Annotated in this window: 10 protein-coding genes; 8 read left to right on the top strand and 2 right to left on the bottom strand. The window is 57.7% G+C overall.

The window, feature by feature from the left end; translation table 11 throughout:
- The first annotated feature begins 5 nt into the window (after positions 1-5).
- From bcsA to HC231_RS17235, 6 genes are read left to right on the top strand one after another with little or no spacing between them, the layout of a single operon-like run.
- Positions 6-2,117 (top strand): UDP-forming cellulose synthase catalytic subunit, encoded by a 2,112-nt coding sequence (gene bcsA, locus HC231_RS17260; RefSeq protein ID WP_208227967.1) that lies wholly within the window; start codon positions 6-8, stop codon positions 2,115-2,117.
- The gene (gene bcsB, locus HC231_RS17255; RefSeq protein WP_208227966.1) at positions 2,114-4,561 is read left to right on the top strand and encodes a cellulose biosynthesis cyclic di-GMP-binding regulatory protein BcsB; all 2,448 of its coding nucleotides are present in this window, start codon (positions 2,114-2,116) and stop codon (positions 4,559-4,561) included. The genes bcsA and bcsB overlap by 4 nt, the downstream gene beginning before the upstream one ends.
- 24 nt (positions 4,562-4,585) lie before the next feature.
- A complete protein-coding gene (locus HC231_RS24240) occupies positions 4,586-5,179 on the top strand; it encodes a tetratricopeptide repeat protein (protein ID WP_208227965.1) in 594 nt (197 codons plus the stop codon).
- Complete coding sequence (locus HC231_RS17245; RefSeq protein ID WP_208227964.1) at positions 5,071-8,589, top strand: cellulose biosynthesis protein BcsC; 3,519 nt, start codon at positions 5,071-5,073, stop codon at positions 8,587-8,589. The genes HC231_RS24240 and HC231_RS17245 overlap by 109 nt, the downstream gene beginning before the upstream one ends.
- A 2-nt stretch (positions 8,590-8,591) precedes the next feature.
- Positions 8,592-9,086 (top strand): cellulose biosynthesis protein BcsD, encoded by a 495-nt coding sequence (gene bcsD / locus HC231_RS17240; protein WP_208227963.1) that lies wholly within the window; start codon positions 8,592-8,594, stop codon positions 9,084-9,086.
- Positions 9,087-9,103: 17 nt separating this feature from the next.
- Complete coding sequence (locus HC231_RS17235; protein ID WP_208227962.1) at positions 9,104-10,105, top strand: family 8 glycosyl hydrolase; 1,002 nt, start codon at positions 9,104-9,106, stop codon at positions 10,103-10,105.
- A gap of 159 nt (positions 10,106-10,264) precedes the next feature.
- Here the strand turns inward: HC231_RS17235 and ybaL are convergent, their stop codons facing one another.
- On the bottom strand, positions 10,265-11,950 hold the full coding sequence (ybaL, locus tag HC231_RS17230; RefSeq protein WP_208227961.1) for a YbaL family putative K(+) efflux transporter: 1,686 nt from the start codon (positions 11,948-11,950) through the stop codon (positions 10,265-10,267).
- Positions 11,951-12,599: 649 nt separating this feature from the next.
- Between ybaL and ushA the strand changes: the two genes are divergently transcribed.
- Together ushA and HC231_RS17220 are read left to right on the top strand one after the other, a co-directional pair.
- On the top strand, positions 12,600-14,252 hold the full coding sequence (ushA, locus tag HC231_RS17225) for a bifunctional UDP-sugar hydrolase/5'-nucleotidase UshA (RefSeq protein WP_208227960.1): 1,653 nt from the start codon (positions 12,600-12,602) through the stop codon (positions 14,250-14,252).
- A gap of 267 nt (positions 14,253-14,519) precedes the next feature.
- Complete coding sequence (locus HC231_RS17220) at positions 14,520-16,451, top strand: choice-of-anchor I family protein (protein ID WP_208227959.1); 1,932 nt, start codon at positions 14,520-14,522, stop codon at positions 16,449-16,451.
- Between the two features lie 132 nt (positions 16,452-16,583).
- On the opposite strand, the gene HC231_RS17215 is transcribed toward HC231_RS17220, so the two are convergent.
- A complete protein-coding gene (locus tag HC231_RS17215; protein ID WP_208227958.1) occupies positions 16,584-17,909 on the bottom strand; it encodes a purine-cytosine permease family protein in 1,326 nt (441 codons plus the stop codon).
- Positions 17,910-18,046 lie beyond the last annotated feature (137 nt).

The raw sequence follows: 18,046 nt of genomic DNA, 5'->3' as shown, positions 1-18,046 counted from the left end.
TAAAAATGAATAAGTTCCTTTTTTCATTGCTGTTGCTGCTTTTGTCGCCGCTCATTCTGGTTATCATCATCACCCCGATGAATAGCGATAAACAGTTTTTTTTCGGTCTTATCTCTATCGTCGCCGTCGTTTTGCTCGGACGCACGCGCAGCCGTAAAACCACCATCATGATCATGGTGATGTGTTTTTTAATGTCCGCGCGTTATCTGTATTGGCGCGCCACCGAAACGCTGCATTTTAACTCCATGATCGAAACGGTACTGGGCATCGGGCTATTTCTTGCCGAGCTGTATGCCTGGGTCATGATGTTGTTTAGCTATGTGCAAACCAGCTGGCCTTTACAGCGCACCATCGAACCGCTGCCGGCGGACACCAGCCTGTGGCCGACGGTCGACGTGTATATTCCCACCTACAATGAAAGCCTGAGCGTGGTGCGCGATACGGTGTTGGCGGCGCAATGTATTGATTACCCAAGAGATAAAATCAAGGTCTATCTGCTGGACGACGGCAAACGCAGCGAGTTCGCGGTGTTCGCCGCCGACGCGGGCGTTGGCTACATTACCCGTAACGACAATAAACACGCCAAAGCGGGTAACCTGAATCACGCCATGACGCTGACTCAGGGCGAACTGATCTGCATTTTCGACTGCGACCACGTTGCGACCCGTGCGTTTTTGCAGGCCACGGTGGGCGCGTTTCTGGCCGATCCGAAGCTGGCGTTGATTCAGACGCCGCACTATTTCTACTCGCCGGATCCATTTGAACGCAATTTGTCCGTCGCCCGCCACATCCCCGGCGAAAACGACCTGTTCTATGGCCCGATTCAGCAGGGCAACGATAACTGGGACGCCACTTCGTTCAGCGGCTCGTGCGCGGTCATTCGCCGCAGCGCGCTGGAAGAAATAGGCGGATTCGCGGTCGAAACGGTCACCGAAGACGCCCACACTTCGCTCAAGCTGCAGCGCCGCGGCTGGCACGCCGCGTTCCTGGCCATTCCGCTCGCCGCCGGGCTGGCGACGGAACGCCTGGCGCTGCATATCATTCAACGCACCCGTTGGGCGCGAGGCATGACGCAGATCTTCCGGGTGGATAACCCGCTGCTGGGCCGGGGACTGAAATGGCAGCAGCGTATCTGTTATCTCAACTCCATGCTCTATTTTCAGTATGGGTTGCCGCGCCTGGTATTCGTTACCGCCCCTTTGGCCTATCTGCTGTTTAACCAGAATATCATCGCCTCATCCGCATCCATGATTTTCGCCTATGTTCTGCCGCATCTGGCGCTGTCGATCTACGCCAACTCGCGTATCAACGGACGCCATCGCTACTCGTTCTGGGGCGAAATATACGACACGGTGATCATGTTCCATATCATTATTCCGACGCTGGTTACGCTGTTTTCCCCCAAACGCGGCAAATTCAACGTCACCGATAAAGGGCGGCTGCTGGAAGAGGGCTACTTCGATTTCAATATCGTGCGGCCGCACATTATCGTCACCATTCTGCTGATTCTGGGGATTATCTGGGGGAGCGCGCGTACCCTGATGGATCACTATATCGGCATGAATCCGCAGGTTATTTTCCTCAACGTGTTCTGGGCCAGCTTCAATGTGCTGATCCTGCTGGCCGCTATCGCCGTTGCGCGCGAAACCCGTCAGGTGCGGCAGACCATTCGGCTCGATGTCGAAATCCCGGCCATTATCCATTTCGCCAGCGGCATCTCGCTGCGCACGCGCACGCTGAACCTTTCCATGGGCGGCGTTCAGCTGGTTACGCCCGACGAACGCTATAAGACCGACACTATCGAAGAGGTGGAACTGCTGTTGCAGTCCGGCGCCGTCTGTATACCGGTGCAGGTTATCGACGCCACTGACGAGATCCTGCGGCTGGAGTTCGAGGATATGCCGCTGTCGAAACGGCGTGAACTGGTGCGCGTCGTGCTGACCCGTGCCGACGCCTGGCTCAATCCTCCTTATCCGCAGGATAACCCGCTCAAATCGCTGCTGGGGATTATTCGCTGCGTGTTGGAACTGTTTTGGTACGCCATTCGCGGCAACAAACACCCTAAAGCTCCGTCCAGCCCGGCGGAGAAAAGCGATGTACAGGGGGACGCGGCATGATGGGGTATCGACTACCGCGCGCCGGACTGCGGCCATCGCGCCGCCGCGCGCTGCTGACCGTGGGCGGTCTGTTCGCCGCAATGCTGTTGCCCGCGTTAACCTCGGCGACCGCGCCGACCTTGCCGCCTGATTTTCCGGCGCTGCCTCCGTTTAACAGCCCGCCGACGAACCCGCAAACGCCATCGCAGCCGGACGGTTTGCCGCAGAACGCCGATCCAGCCGTGCCGACGATCCTGCCTGCCCCGGCCTCGACGAGCAACGACGGCGCAAGCGCGGAACGGCTAAGCCAGATCGATAGCTATACGATTAGCATTGCCGATATGGGCCAAAGAGACGGGCTCACCTTAAGCGGCGGGCAGATGCAGTCCGGCATCCGCTTCACCTTGCCCCACGGCCAGGTGGTGACGCAGGCCAAACTCTATCTGGTGTTCAAAGCCGACTCTTCATTAGCGGATGAGGGGAATCAACTGTCCCTGATGCTCAACGGCCAGCCGTTGGGCAGCGTCCCGCTGGCCAAATCCTCATCCGCGCCGAACGCCTACGAACTGGATATTCCGGCGGCGCTGGTGGTCAGCAATAACAATCTCAATTTCAGCATTCATAATCATGCCGATTTGCTGTGCGAAACCGGCGACGTAAGCCGCCGTCAGGTCAGTATCCTGCCGGAAACCCGCATTGAGATGACCAACCAGTTGCTGAATGCCGGTAAAGATCTGGGCTATTTCCCGCGCCCGTTCTTCGATCCGATGGTCATGGGCAAAAGCGCTATTCCGGTGGTGTTCGGCAGCCGTCCCTCCTCGCAGACCATTACCGCCGCGACGATCGTCGCTTCTTTCTTCGGCATCCGCGCCAACTATCGCGATATTTACTTCCCGGTTTATCAGGACACGCTGCCGGAAAATAACGCCATTATCTTCGCCATGCCGGGGGAAAACGTCGCCGGTCTGAACATCCCGGCCAGCGAAGGGCCGTCGCTCCAGGTTATCGATAACCCGATTAATCCGATTTATAAACTGCTGTTGGTTACCGGCCGCGACGGGGAAGAGTTGCGGCAGGCGGCTTACCGGCTGACTAGCGCGCAGTTGCCTTCCGGTCAGGATCGTCTGCTGGTGCAGAATCAGAGCATCCCGTCGCGCCAGCCTTACGACGCGCCGCGCTGGATCAATACCGAACGGCCGGTTACCTTTCGCGAGTTGGTCAGCCAGCCGAGCGATCTGATCGCCGAGGGGATATACCACGACAGTATCCACATCAATTTTCGCGCCGCGCCCGATCTGTTCATGTGGGACGGGCAAAATATTCCGGCGCGCATCAATTACCGTTTCCCGACCGGAAGCTGGATCGATGAAGATGCGTCACTGCTGAACGTTTCGCTGAACGGCACCTTTTTACGCAACCTGTCGGTCAATAAAATCGGTCTGCTGGAGTCGGCCTGGCGCCGGCTGGGCGGCGATACCCGTCAGGAAAGCTATAAGCTGGAATTGGCGCCGTACCTGATTTACGGCGACAACCAGATGGCTCTATACCACAACATCAAGCCAAAGCCCGGCACGCCGTGCGAGATGCTGAGCAGCGACAACATTAAAAGCTCGATAGACGGCAACTCTTCGATAGACCTGAGCGGTTCCCACCACTTTTCCATGCTGCCCAACCTGTCGTACTACGTCGGGGCGGCTTTCCCGTTTAGTAAAATGGCCGACTTTTCTCAAACGCGGATCGTGTTGGCCGGAGAGCCGGGCGCGACGGAGATCGGGGCGCTGCTCAATCTTGTCGCGCGCGCCGGCAGCGCAACCGGCGTGGCGATCGGCCATGTGCAGGTGAACCTGGGGCTGCCGGAGCATATCTCCGCGCTGGCCGACAGCGATGTGCTGGTCGTCGCGCCATTAACCCAGCGCGCGCTGATGCGTCAGCTACTGAGCCGCTCTCCTTATGATTTTGACGACGCGCGCCTTTCTCTGAAAACGCCGTCTATCCAGGACAAGCTCTTGCGCTATCTATCCGGCCAGTGGACCCAGCAATATCTGGCCGCCGACCGTTATCTCTCCTCGATCGGCGCTTGGCGCGGTTTTCTCAGCTTTCCGTCGCCATGGGGACGGAATCGCCTGGTGGTGGTGGCCACCGGCAGCAACGATGAGCAACTCGGACAGATAGATAGCGATCTGAATTCGAAGAGAATCAACGCCGCTATCCGCGGAGATATGGCGGTGATCACGTCTGATGGCAACGTGAAGAGTTTCAGCGTCAGCCCGCAGTACCCCAGCGGACAAATGCCCTGGTATCTGATGGTTATCTGGTATGCCAACCAGCACGTGGTGCTCCTGTCGCTGCTTGCCGTACTGATCTCCGTATTGATAGGTCTTCCGCTGTACCGGCTGCTGAGCCGCCATGCGCAACAGCGCCTGTCCCGATCAAATCAAAACAATACGCCCGATCGGCCTGTTTAATCAGCCTACGCGCAGGTACCAGCAATGATGAAAGCGAAGCAGAAAATGAGGTGGAAAACGCGTTATCTGATGATGGCAGGCATGATCATGCTGCCGGTCATGACCGTGGCCGCGCAGAACAGTCCGGCGATCAAAGCGCTGCTGGATCAGGCCGCATATTGGCATGAAAAGACCCATAGCGATCTGGCCAATGAGGCTTTACATAAGGTTCTGGAAGTCGAGCCGAACAACGTTGATGCGCTGTACCTGCTGGCGCTGTATGCCCAGCAAAACAACGATAGCGCCGCCGCGCAGTCCTGGCGTCAGAAACTAGCCGCCTTGTCGCCGGGCGACAGCCGGTTGGACGATTTGGATAAAGCGCGCGCCCTGACGTCGATACCCCCGCGCAACTGGCCAGAGCCCGACAACTGGCGGTCCAGGGCAATCTCGCCAGCGCTCTCGATAGCTATCGCGCTCTGTTTAAAGGGGATCAGCCGCTTGATAGTCTGGCGGTCGAATATTATCAGACGATGGCCGGTCTTCCCGCTTCGCGCCCTGAGGCCATCAGCGGTTTGCAGCGCCGGCTGGCCGCGCATCCCGACGACAGATCGGCCCAGCTCGCGTTGGCGCGTATTCTGACCTATGACGAAACGACCCGGCGCGACGGGGTCAACCGTTTAGCCGCGCTGGCGGCGCAGAACGTCAGCGGGGCCGATCCCGCCTTGAAGCAGGCTCTGCTGTGGATGACGCCGCAGGCCGGCGACGAATCGCTCTATCGCGGCTATCAGCAGCGTAATCCCGGCGATACGGAAGTTCTGGCCCATTATGAAAGTAATTTAGCGGGGGCCGGCCTCGGTCAAGGATACGATGCGCTGCAGCGCGGCGATCTGAGCGCGGCGAAAAGCCAGTTCGAAGCGCTGCTGGCGCAGAAGCCGCAGGATGCCGACGCGCTGGCCGGGCTGGGCTTTATCGCGCTGCGCAACGAAGATTTCATCGGGGCGGAGAACTATCTTAACCAGGCGATAAACATCGGCGGAGCGAATCGTGAACGTTGGGTGGCGCTGGCGCAGGACGCGCGCTTTTATGCCGATCTCAACCGGGCGAAACAGACCGCGGCCGGCGGCGCGTTGGATGAAGCGCTGGCTCTTAGCGCGCCGCTCAGCCAGCAAAGCGGCGAACGAGGCCTCGCCGCCCAGCTGTTTCGAGCCGATCTGCTGCGGCGCAAAGGGGATGCGGCCGCGGCGGAGCAGGCATACCGCAATATCCTCGCCGGCGCGTCGGATAACAACGATGCGCGCCTCGGTTTGTACTATAGCCTGCAGGAGCAGAAGAAAACGGCGGAAGCGCAGCAGGTGCTGCAAAGCCTGCCTGCCGGTTTGCGGCCGCAAAGCTCTTCGGGCGTCGCCAGCGTCGAGCCTCTGCGCCGCGACGCCGCGCTGGCGCTTCAGGCCGGCAACGCCGAACGCGCGCTGACGCTGCTGCAACAGGCGCAGCAAAGGCAGCCCGCCAATCCCTGGGTGCGGCTGGATATCGCCCGTATTCTGCAGCAGAAGGGCAACGATGCGCAGGCTCAGTCGACCGTGGCGCCGCTCGCGCAGCCGGGCGCCTCCAGCGAAAATCTGTATGTGGCCGCCTTGTTCGCCGCCGATAATGAACGCTGGGCGGAAGCCGGCGCGCTGATGGCGCGTATCGCGCCGGCCCGGCGCTCCAGAGAAATGGCGTCGTTGGCCCGGCGGGTGGAATTCAACCAGCAGATGGAGCAGGCCCGCCGTTACTTGCAGCAGGGCAACCGGCCGGCCGCCGCCGCGCTGTTGCATCAATTGGCCGAAACGCCGCCCGCCGCGCCGGCGGATCTCGGCAATCTGGCGCTGGCGTTGCAGCAGGCCGGCGACAGCGCCGGCGCGGTGCGGCTGGTGCGGCAAAATATGCAGCGCGGCGTGCAGGGCAACGCCGGCGATTATGCCGCCCAGCTTAACGTGCTGAATCAGGCGGGCCTGACGGCGGAAGCCGACGCCTGGCTGAACGATCCCGCCATCCAGAGCCGCAGCTCGCCGGTGGATATCAGCCGGCTGCGCACCGGCTCCGTCATTAACGAAGCGGACAGGCTGCGCGAGCAAGGGCAATACGCCGTTGCGTACGATAAACTGATTGTGGCCCTGCAGCAGGATCCCCAGAACGATGATCTGATGCTGGCAATGGGCCGCCTGTATCAGTCCGGCAAAATGAATCGGGAGGCCGGTCAGGTATACGACTACCTGCTGCGGCGCGACGGGCAGAATCAGCAGGCGCGCGAAGGCGCGGTGAATGTCGCGCTGGCCACTGGCGATGTGGCGCGGGCGAAAACGCTGATGGCCGGCATGAGCGGACCGCGCACGCCGGAACGTCTGTTGCTGGCGGCGAGGGTGGCGCAGGCGGAAGGCGATCGTCAGCAGGCGTTGGCGCTGCTGCGTTCGGCCAAAGGGAAGATGATCGGCCTGGAGGGCGCCGACAGCAACGCGACCATCGCCGGTTTGCCCATCACCGACAACCCGTTTATCAACCAGCAGACTCGTACCAGCCGCAGTCCATCGGCTTACGGTCAGGTTCTTCCCTGGCAGCTGTCGCCGCGTCAGGCGGAAAACCGCTACGATCTGACGACCGGCGCGGCGCAGACCGCGGCGGCCGGCACGGAGAGTTCAACGCTGCGCGAAGTCGATCGCCTGTTGGACGAAGTGCAGGGACGCGAGGCCAGCTGGGCGCAGGGCAACGTCAGCGTGCGCGGACGCGACGGGGAGAGCGGCCTGAGCAAACTGACCGAGGCCAAAGCGCCGCTTAGTCTGTCCGGCGTGCCCTTCGATACCTCGCGCCTGAGTTTTACCGTTACGCCGCTGACGTTGAATGCCGGTACGCCGACCGGCACCACCAGCAACCGCTTCGGAACCGGCGCGTTGCAGCAAGCGCAGTTGGCGGAGGCGGCAACCGCGGCTTCTGCGCAGGCGGCGACGGAATCCGCTCAGGCCGCCGTAACCGCGGATACCAACTACCAGACGCTAAAGAGCAACCAGGATACGGTTTGCGCGGTCAGTTCCACCTCCTCTGAGTGTCTGGCGGCGACAAGCGCGGCGAGCGAGGCCTATATAGCTAAACAGCTGGCTGACAGTAACGTCACCACGGCGCAAACGTTCGGACCCAACGATTTCAACGCCGCATCGCCCGGCGCGCAAAGGGCTAACGGCGTTGAGTTGAATCTGGCGTTGGCCGGCGACAGCTATAAAGCGGATATCGGCACCACGCCGCTGGGCCAGGATATGAGCTCGCTGGTGGGCGGCGCGCAGTGGTCGCCGAAGCTGAGCGACTATACCACGCTCACCCTGAACGCCGAGCGGCGTCCGGTGACCGATAGCCTGCTGTCGTATGTCGGCGCGCGTGACAGGTTCAGCGGGAAAAAATGGGGCGCCGTCACGCGCAACGGCGGCAGCGTCAACCTCGGCTATGACAACGGCGACGCCGGGTTCTACACCGGATTGGGCTATTACAGCTACCTCGGCGATAACGTCGCCAGCAACAAAGGGCTGACCACCTCATCAGGAGTGTATATCCGCCCTTACCGCTACGACGATCGCGAACTCAAGCTGGGCGTCAACGTCAGCTATATGGACTTCTCCAAAAACCTGAGCTACTTCAGCTACGGTCAGGGCGGTTACTTCAGCCCGCAGGATTACGTCAGCGTGTCGTTCCCGGTGGAATACAGCCAGCAGTATGATAACTGGAGTTATAAACTCAGCGGAGCTGTCGGTTATCAATCATACTCTCAGAAAGAGAGCGCGTATTTCCCCAATAATCCGGCGCTGCAGTCCGAACTGGAAGGACTGGTGGCCGCAGGCTATGGCTCGGAAGCCTGGTATCCCGGTCAAAGCCAGAGCGGAATCGGCTATAACTTGAAAGCCGAGGGAAACTATAAACTCAATAAAAACATGATAATAGGCGGGCAGGCCGGCTACGATACCTTCGGGGATTACTCCGAAAGTACGGCTTTAGTCTATTTCAGGTACTTACTGGATGGAAAATAACTATGCAAGCGTATGACCCGGTGGCGCAGCAGCTTGAGTATTATCAGTACAGGCAGCAAAAGCCTGGCTGGCAGGATCTGTTACAGGTCGTTTTTTCCGGCATTTTTGCCGATGCGGATGAAGCCGACGCCTGCGCCTTTCTGCGGCTGACCGGCAAGCATTTTGCCCGCCGTTATCCCCTGGCCGCCAGCCTGACGCTGGGCGAGCTGGAAGATCGCATCAATCAGCGGCTGGCCGAATTTGACTGGGGGTTTGTCAGACTGGAGCCGGCGGAGCAGGCATTAACGTTGCTGCATCAGGCGTGGCCGGCGCTGTTGCCGTCCGAACAACAGCAAAATGAGGAGCAGAGCTGGCGTCGGGCCTTCACCTGCGTGCTGGAAGGCGTCTACAGCGAATGGCTGCTGTCCCAGGGCGGTCATCCTCATGTCGCGGTGCGCTGGCAATCGGATAACGTTTCAGGACATACTTTAGTTTTTCTTTATAAAGGCGGTTTGTAACGCCAGGAGCAACTGCAATGTCGTCACAGCGGATAAAAGGCATTTCGATATTATTGCTATGGAGTTTGCTGTGCGGCGTCGCGCTGGCGCAGGATAGCGGCTGGAGCCAATTCAAGCAGCGCTACATTTTGCCGGAAGGCCGGGTAGCGGATACCGGCAACCATAACATCAGCCATACTGAAGGGCAGGGGTTTACCCTGTTGCTGGCGGTATTCAATGATGACCGGACCACCTTTGACGGTCTATGGCGCTGGACCAAAAGCACGCTTTACCAGCCGGAAACCGGTCTGTTCAGTTGGCGCTACGATCCGGCCGCGCAGGAGAAAGTCACCGATAAGAATAACGCCTCCGACGGCGATACGCTTATTGCATGGGCGCTGCTGCTGGCCGCGGATAAATGGCAGGAGCCGGAGTATCGCGCCGAATCGCGGCAGATTCAGGCGGCGCTGGTCAAGCACACAGTGCTCCCTTTCGCCGGCTATCAGATCATGCTGCCCGGCATGAACGGCTTTAATCATGACGGCTCAGTCGTTCTCAATCCGTCCTATTTTCTGTTTCCGGCCTGGCAGGCCTTCTATCGAGACAGCCATCTGAAAGTGTGGTCTGACCTACAGCGGGATGCGTTGCGCCTGCTGGGCCGGATGACTTTCGGTCAGCCGCGCCTGCCCACCGACTGGGTGACGCTGAGCGCCGATGGAAAGATGATGCCGGCCGCCGACTGGCCGCCCCGTTTTAGCTTTGATGCGGTGCGCATTCCGCTCTATCTGCGTTGGGCGCGGGCCGACGAGCGCGCGCTGACGCCGTTTCGCCTTTACTGGCAGCGCTTCACGCGCGAAAAGACGCCGGCGTGGATTAACGTCGCCACCGGCGAACAGGCGGAATATCCGCTTACCGGCGGGATGATGGCGATTCGCGATATTACTCTGGGGCAGGATAACCTGGTCGGCGATCGGCTGCTGTTGGAAGAGGATTACTATTCCGCCAGCCTGCATCTGCTGGCGTGGTGGGCAATCCGCTAGTGTAGCCTGCATCTTTCACATCGCAGGTGCGTTGGCGGCCAAATTACTCGGCTTTCCTTGGGCCCGCCGCAAGCGGCGTTCAGAACGGCAAGGTTTATCCTGCGGCTCGAAATCTATTGGATATATAGGCGGGCGGGGATCCTTCCCGCCCGTCCGACATCAGATGGGGCATTCCTGCGGCGCCGGCGCCGCTTCATCGAGTTTGAGTAGCGTAATCATGCTGTTGGCGATTTCCCGCTCTCCCATTACCACCTGATCGGCGCCGTGCTCGGTAATGTAGCTGACTTCATCATCATAATGAGCGCGAGCAATGATTTCCAAATCACTTCGCTTTTCACGCGCCGCCGCGACGATTTCTCCTGCTTCATAGCCGTTTGGAATCGTCAGCAATAGCCAGCGTGCGCAATCCAGCCGGGCGATTTCCATAATTTCCGGCTTGGCGGCATTACCCAACACCGCCTTGATGCCTTGCTCACGCAGTGCGTCGACGCGCGCGCGAGAGTTTTCTATTACCACCACCGGAATACCCGCCTGGTGAAGTTTGGCGCCGATCAGGCTGCCGACCCGCCCGTAGCCGACTAACAGCGCGTGATTACACAAATCCACGGGGATCTGTTTCTCTTCTTCTATCGCTTCTTCCACGATCTGTTCTTCGATGGTTTCATTTTTAGCCAGATAGCGTTCAAGCAGGGTAAAGAGAACCGGATTGATCATGATGGAAAGGATCGCGCCGGCTAATACCAAGCTGCGCCCTTCTTCGGACAGTAACCCCAGCGCGATGCCCAGCCCGGCGAGAATAAAGGCGAATTCCCCAATTTGCGCCAGACTGGCCGAAATGGTTAATGCGGTGCGCTTGGAGTGGCCAAAGAGCCGGACCAACATAAACGCGGCGGCTGATTTACCAAAGACAATGATCGCCAGAGTAATCATCACCGCAATCGGGTCATTGATTAGAATCATCGGATCGAACAGCATGCCGACGGAAACAAAGAACAGCACCGCAAAGGCGTCGCGCAGCGGCAGCGTATCGTGAGCAGCCCGCTGACTTAACTCTGACTCATTGAGCACCACGCCCGCAAAGAACGCGCCCAGAGCGAAGGAAACATCGAACAGTTTTACCGCGCCAAAGGCGATCCCCAACGCCATGGCAAGCACCGCCAGGGTAAATAGCTCGCGGGAACCGGTACTGGCGCTTTTGGCCAGCACCCAGGGAACCAGACGGCGGCCCACGACGATCATCAGCGTGATGAAAGCGATGACTTTACCGATGGTCCACGCCAGATCGCGCAGCAGCTTATTGGTATCGGCATGTTCCGAGCTAATCATGTCGCCGAAGGCGGGTAACAGAACCAGCGTCAGAACCATCGCCAGATCTTCTACGATCAGCCAGCCGATGGCGATTTGGCCGCGCTGGCTATCAATAAGCTGGCGTTCTTCCAGCGCGCGCAAGAGTACGACGGTACTGGCCGTTGAAAGACAGAGACCGAATACCAGGCCGTTCGGCAGGCTCCAGCCCAGCAGCATGGAAAGCCCGATCCCAAGCAGCGTCGCCACCGCGATCTGGGCGATAGCGCCGGGGATGGCGATCGATTTTACCGCCATAAGATCTTTCAGGGAAAAGTGCAAACCCACGCCAAACATCAACAAGATGACGCCGAGTTCGGCCAACTCAGGCGCCAGCGAGGTGTCAGCGACGAATCCTGGGGTAAAAGGCCCAACAAGCACACCGGCAACAAGATAACCAACAAGAGGGGAGATACGCAGGCGGTTTGCCAGAATACCGAGAAGGAAGGCCAGAACAAGCCCTCCGGCAATCGTTGAAATTAGAGGTGTTGCAGCATGCATCCCGACTCCTTTTGCCATGTATGAAACGTGAATGAGCGGACTTCTTATTCCCCTTTATCTTTCAAGTCACAGGAGTATCGGCTTCTTTTGCTCACCCGAATCATCTACTGGTGTAATCTCATCGGAATTCTTTCTGTTGCCGCCTTCCCGCACGTTGAAATCTGTTGGGCACACATAAATTCTATTGTATATGGAGAAATGTTGCTTGGTAAAAACTGGTATTTTGCTAAAAATGTTAGCTTATCAGCTTATTCTCATGATAACACAGATTTAAACACAGTTTCCTCAGATAAGCGTTGATAAACATGCGTAATTATCAATGGGAAGCTGGTTTATTGCCGTGGATGCCTTGCGCTTTATCCGGACGTTCGATAAAAAAACGCTATCAGCCAGTCGGAAACCATAGAAAGTGGGGAATAAAAGGGCTGACAACGGATTATTTGGATGAACCATTCATATTATAAAAAATTGGTTACAGCCTAAAGACAGGCGGAGAACGCTCCGTTATGTGTTCTTCATCATCTGCGTTTATTATGAATCGTTAGCGCCGGAATGACGGCGATTACGCCCATAGCCCGTCATTGCGCTTTACCGCTTTGCTCAGGTAAAGTTTTTCTACATGGGTATTTTTAAGACACGGAGATTTTTAATGCGTTTTTCAATAAAAACACTGGGATGCGCGCTGGCGGCATCTCTGGTGTTGGCGCCGTATGGCGCAATGGCTTGGGAAAAAGATAAAACGTATTCCATCACCATTCTTCATACCAACGATCACCATGGGCATTTTTGGCATAACAATTATGGTGAATACGGATTGGCGGCACAAAAAACACTGGTCGATCAGATTCGTCAGGAAGTCGCCGATAAAGGCGGCAGCGTACTGTTGCTTTCCGGCGGCGATATTAATACTGGCGTGCCTGAATCAGACCTGCAGGACGCCGAACCCGATTTTCGCGGCATGAGTATGGTCGGCTACGATGCGATGGCGCTCGGTAACCATGAATTCGATAATCCGCTTTCTGTTTTGAGACAACAGCAGAAATGGGCGAATTTTCCCCTGCTGTCAGCCAATATTTATCAAAAAAGCACCCATCAGCGGTTATTCAAACCGTATGCCTTATTCGACAAGCAAGGGGTTAAAATCGCGGTTATCGGTCTGACTACCGACGATACGGCCAAATTAGGCAATCCTGAATATTTTACCGATATGGAATTCCGTAAACCTGCGGTGGAAGTGAAGCAGGTGGTCGAGGAGTTACGTCAAAACGAGAAACCCGATGTCATCATTGCCGCGACGCATATGGGCCACTATGACAACGGCAATCACGGTTCCAATGCGCCGGGCGACGTGGAAATGGCCCGCAGCATACCCGCCGGCTATCTGGATATGATTGTCGGCGGCCACTCGCAAGATCCGGTCTGTATGGCCAGCGAGAATAAAAAACAGGTGGATTATGTACCGGGCACGCCCTGTGCGCCGGATCGTCAGAACGGCGTCTGGATCGTTCAGGCTCACGAATGGGGCAAATATGTCGGCCGGGCGGATTTCACCTTCCGTAACGGCGAGCTGAAACTGGAACACTATCAACTGATCCCGGTCAACCTGAAGAAAAAAGTCGAAACGGCGGATGGCAAAACCGAGCGGGTTTTCTATACCCATGAAATCCAACAGGATTCGTCAATGCTGAAAATGTTGACGCCGTTCCAGGAAAAAGGGCAAGAACAGCTTGGCGTAAAAGTGGGCAGCGTCAACGGTAAACTGGATGGCGATCGCAGCCAGGTCCGTTTTCACCAAACGAATTTGGCCCGGGTATTGTTGACCGCCCAGCTTGAGCGGGCGAATGCCGATTTCGCCGTAATGAGCGGCGGGGGGATCCGTGATTCGATTGAACCCGGCGATATTACCTATAAAGACGTGCTGAAAGTACAGCCCTTCGCCAACACGCTGGTCTATGTGGATATGAAAGGCAGCGACGTTGAGAAATATCTGGCCGTGGTGGCGAATAAAGTCGTGGATTCCGGCGCCTATGCGCAGTTCCTTAACGTCAGCCTGACGGCGGACGGTAAAGGCGTCCGGGATGTTAAAATCAAGGGCGAGCCGTTACAGGCGGATAAAGTCTACCGGATGTCCACCCTGAACTTTAACGCTATGGGAGGGGATGCGTATCCGCGCATTGATAATCTCCCTGGCTATGTGAACACCGGATTTATCGATGCGGATGTATTGAAACAGTACATCGAGAAAAACTCGCCGCTGGATGCGGCCGCATATCAGCCTCATGGTGAAATTGTTTATAAGTAACTGACGAATAAAGCGGTTTTCGTCTCCATTTCGCCGATGAAAACCGCTGCTTCTTTACTTCCCGCTCCCCCGCGGCAAAACGTTGCCGAAGCCGTACCCATCAATCCGATATGGTTATCCTCGCGTTACCGTCGTTATCGCTGCATTGGCCGATATACTGCGCGGCTTGCGCATGTCATAAAACTGTAGCCTTTCCCGGTTAAAAACGAGTCTCGTTCAGATAGTCGATAGCTTAAATAAATTAATACACTCTAGGGAAACGCACTCATGAATGTCTTACATCCACCAGGGCGCCGCCGCAGATTATCGGCGCTAGGCATCATCCTGTCCGCCGTTATGGCGACCTCCGTCCATGCTGAAACCGCCGTCGGTAAGCCCGCATCAGAAAGGACGCCGACCGGTATCGCGCTGGAAAAAATCGGCGGCTACGCGGCGGGCGTCTTCGGAAAGAGCGCGGCTGAAATAGTCAATTACGATGCCGGCTCCAAACGCGCTTTCGTCGTCAACGCGCTGGCGGGAGCGCTGGACGTTCTCGACCTGTCCGATCCGGCCCACCCCAAACTGCTGCAAACGCTGAAAACCGAAAATATTCTGCCGGGTTCCGAGGTCAACAGCGTGGCCGTGCGAAACGGGCTGGTGGCGCTGGCTATTGAAGCCGGCGACAAGACCGAACCGGGACGGGTGGCGCTTTACAATGCGTCCGATCTGCAATTAATCAGCCATGTGGAGGTCGGCGCGCTGCCGGATAACCTGGTGTTTACGCCGGATGGCAAAACGCTGCTGGTCGCCAACGAAGGCGAGCCAAGCGATGATTACGGCAAGGATCCCGAGGGCTCCATCAGCATCATCAATGTCGCTAATCCCGCCAGGCCGGAAGTGCGCACGGCGGATTTCGGCGCGTTCAACGGCCGCGCCGACGAACTGCGCGGCAAAGGCGTACGTATTTACGGTCCCAATGCCAGCGTAGCGCAGGATCTGGAGCCGGAATATATCGCGGTGGCGGCCGATGGGAAAACCGCCTGGGCGACGTTGCAGGAAAACAACGCCTTGGCGAAAATCGATGTCGCCAAGGCCAGCGTCATCGATATTCTGCCGCTGGGATTCAAGGATCATGGCGAGGCCGGCAATGAAATCGATGTTTCCGACGGCGATGGCGATGCCAAGCTGGTCGGCGTGGATATCCGCGCCTGGCCCGGCCTGCGCGGTTTATATCTGCCGGATAGCATTGCCGCCTATACCGCCCCGTCGGACGGCAACACCTACTTGGTGACCGCCAATGAAGGCGATGCGCGGGCGTGGGGCGAAGATAACGATGCCTACTGGGCGGGCGACGCCGGCAAGGGATTCGTGGAGGAGTTTCGCGTCAAGCATCTGGTGCACCAGAAAGGGTTCGACCGCCGCGCGGGTGACGACCTGCCGCCGCAATTGCGTCAGCTTGCCGCCGGCGCGCTGCTTAACCCGGAAATATTCGGCTATTGCGGCGCCAAAGCGGGAGATGCCGGCGATTGCCGCGCGGATGACAAATTAGGACGCCTGAAAGTCACCTGGACGGAAGGCTACCGCCGGGATGCCCAGGGGAAACCGGTGTTGTTCAATACGCGCGGGGAGCAGGATGCGCACGGCGATCGCCTGATGTATGACGCGCTGTACACCTATGGCGGACGTTCGGTGTCGATTCGGGACGCTAACGGTATTTTGGTTTGGGATTCAGGGGCCGATTTCGAAAAATTCTTCGCCAACCAGATCAACACGCGCAGCGGCAAGGCGTGTACGCTCAGTTCTGGCGGCAACAGCGTGCCATGCAAAGAATTCTTTAACTCCAATCATGAGGAAGGCGCCAGTCTGGACAACCGCAGCGATGATAAAGGGCCGGAGCCGGAGGGCGTGATTCTCGGCGGCATCGGCGGCAAGACCTATGCTTTTGTCGGTTTGGAGCGTTTCGGCGGCGTGTTGGTCTACGACGTGACTCATCCCCAGTCGCCCGTGCTTGAGGATTACATCAATACCCGCACCGACTGGACCACGAAGAAACTGAAATCGCTGGATTGGAAGGCGCAGGGCGCGGCCGTGGGCGACTTGGGGCCGGAAGGTTTGGCGTTCGTGCCGGCCGAACAGTCGCCCAATGGAGAGCCATTGCTGCTGGTGGGGCATGAGGTCAGCGGCACAACGGCGGTGTATCGCCTGAAACTGACTTATTGATGCGGTCAACTCTGCCGCTTCCCCTGCACCCGCGGCGTTAAAAACGAGCCGCGGGCGCAGAGGCGTAGATTCCGCTGTCCGCAGCCGTGTTGGTTGGCGCAGTCCGCGGCAAGTCGGGACTATCCCTTAGCGTTACCGTATGCCGCTAATTTCCGTCATGTCTTTCTGACGCGGCCAGAAGCTGTATAGCAACAGGGCGATAGCGAAGGTGACGGGCGCGGAAAATGTTTGCAGCACGGCGCCGCCGTGCATCAGCGCGATGCCTACCGCCACGCTGCAAAACCAGGCGCTAAGTCCAGGCACGCTGAATGTCCGTTCGCTATGCGGAAGCGACGTCCGCTCGGCGGAAAAAATATGTCCCAGCGCCACACCGACCCACGATACGACAAATACTCCCTGATAGGCCAATGCCTGCAGAATGTAGGCGAAAATATCCGCCAGCATCAACACATACACCACCGCGCCGACAATGCAGGCCCAGACGATCTTACGGCAGCGGATACGCAACAATCGGTCGAAAAATACCTGCATATTCACCGTCGCCAGATAATAATTGGCGGTGTTAATCCGCGTCTGGGTAACCCACACAAACAGCAATCCCCATAGCCCCAGCAAATTCAATATCGCCACTACCACCGCCACCTCGCTCACGCCGCCTTGCTGCTCAAAGCTGCTGACCAGATAAATACCCGCCACGCCGTTGAGCAGGAATGTGATTAGGTAGAACGGCATGCCGAAGTTAAATTTCGCATGATAGTCGCTGTCTTTCTGTTTACCGAAGCGGGCATAATCGAAGGTATACATCATCAGGATCCACACCCCCATATAGTAAGTGAAGCAGTTCCACCAACCGTAAGCCGGCGGCGACGCCGGTCCGAAATCCAGCCATTGCGGCTGATAGCCATAGTGGTTAATGGCGACCAATACCGTGAGCAGCAGGCCGATCAGATAGAAGGGTAGTAAAATGCCGTTAAACTTATCCAGCCAGTGCTGTACGCTGCCGAAAATCAGCGGCACGCTGTATAACACCACGATCAGCGCAGCCCAGTAGTAGGGCAGTTGAGGGAAGAGATGATTGATGGCATAGGCGATCACCGCGCCTTCGAATACCGCGTAGTAGATGGCGGTCGAAAAGAAGATCAGCGTAGCCAGCGTCGAGCCGAGGCGTCCGAACAGCAGATTGGAAAACAGCGCAACCGATAAACCGCTGCGGATGGCGAAACGGCTAATCGCCGCATTCACCAGACCATAACTGATCACCGACAGCACCATACCGATAATGGCGTTCTTGGCGCCATAGCTCTGCGCCAGCGACGCGCCGACCACGATATAAAATATGGCGCTGCATACGGCCCACCAGGCCATTGTCAGGGACAGTTTCCCCATCCGCTCCGTATCAGTGACCGTTTCAGCGGATGTGGCGTTATGCGTACCTTCAACTTGAGATAAATCAGCCATTGTACACCTCCAGAAATCAGGCCGCGCCTTGCCGGACGACAAGGGAAGCCTGACTGGGATCGTCGGTATTCGGAGCGAGCAAACCCCTGGTTTCGGCGCATGCCAAAACCAATGGGAAAGACGTCCAGCGTGTGTAG

The organism is Brenneria izadpanahii (genome assembly GCF_017569925.1).
Classification (GTDB): Bacteria; Pseudomonadota; Gammaproteobacteria; order Enterobacterales; family Enterobacteriaceae; genus Brenneria; species Brenneria izadpanahii.
The sequence above is the reverse complement of the archived record's forward strand: the minus strand, read 5'-3'. Positions and strand labels throughout refer to the sequence as shown.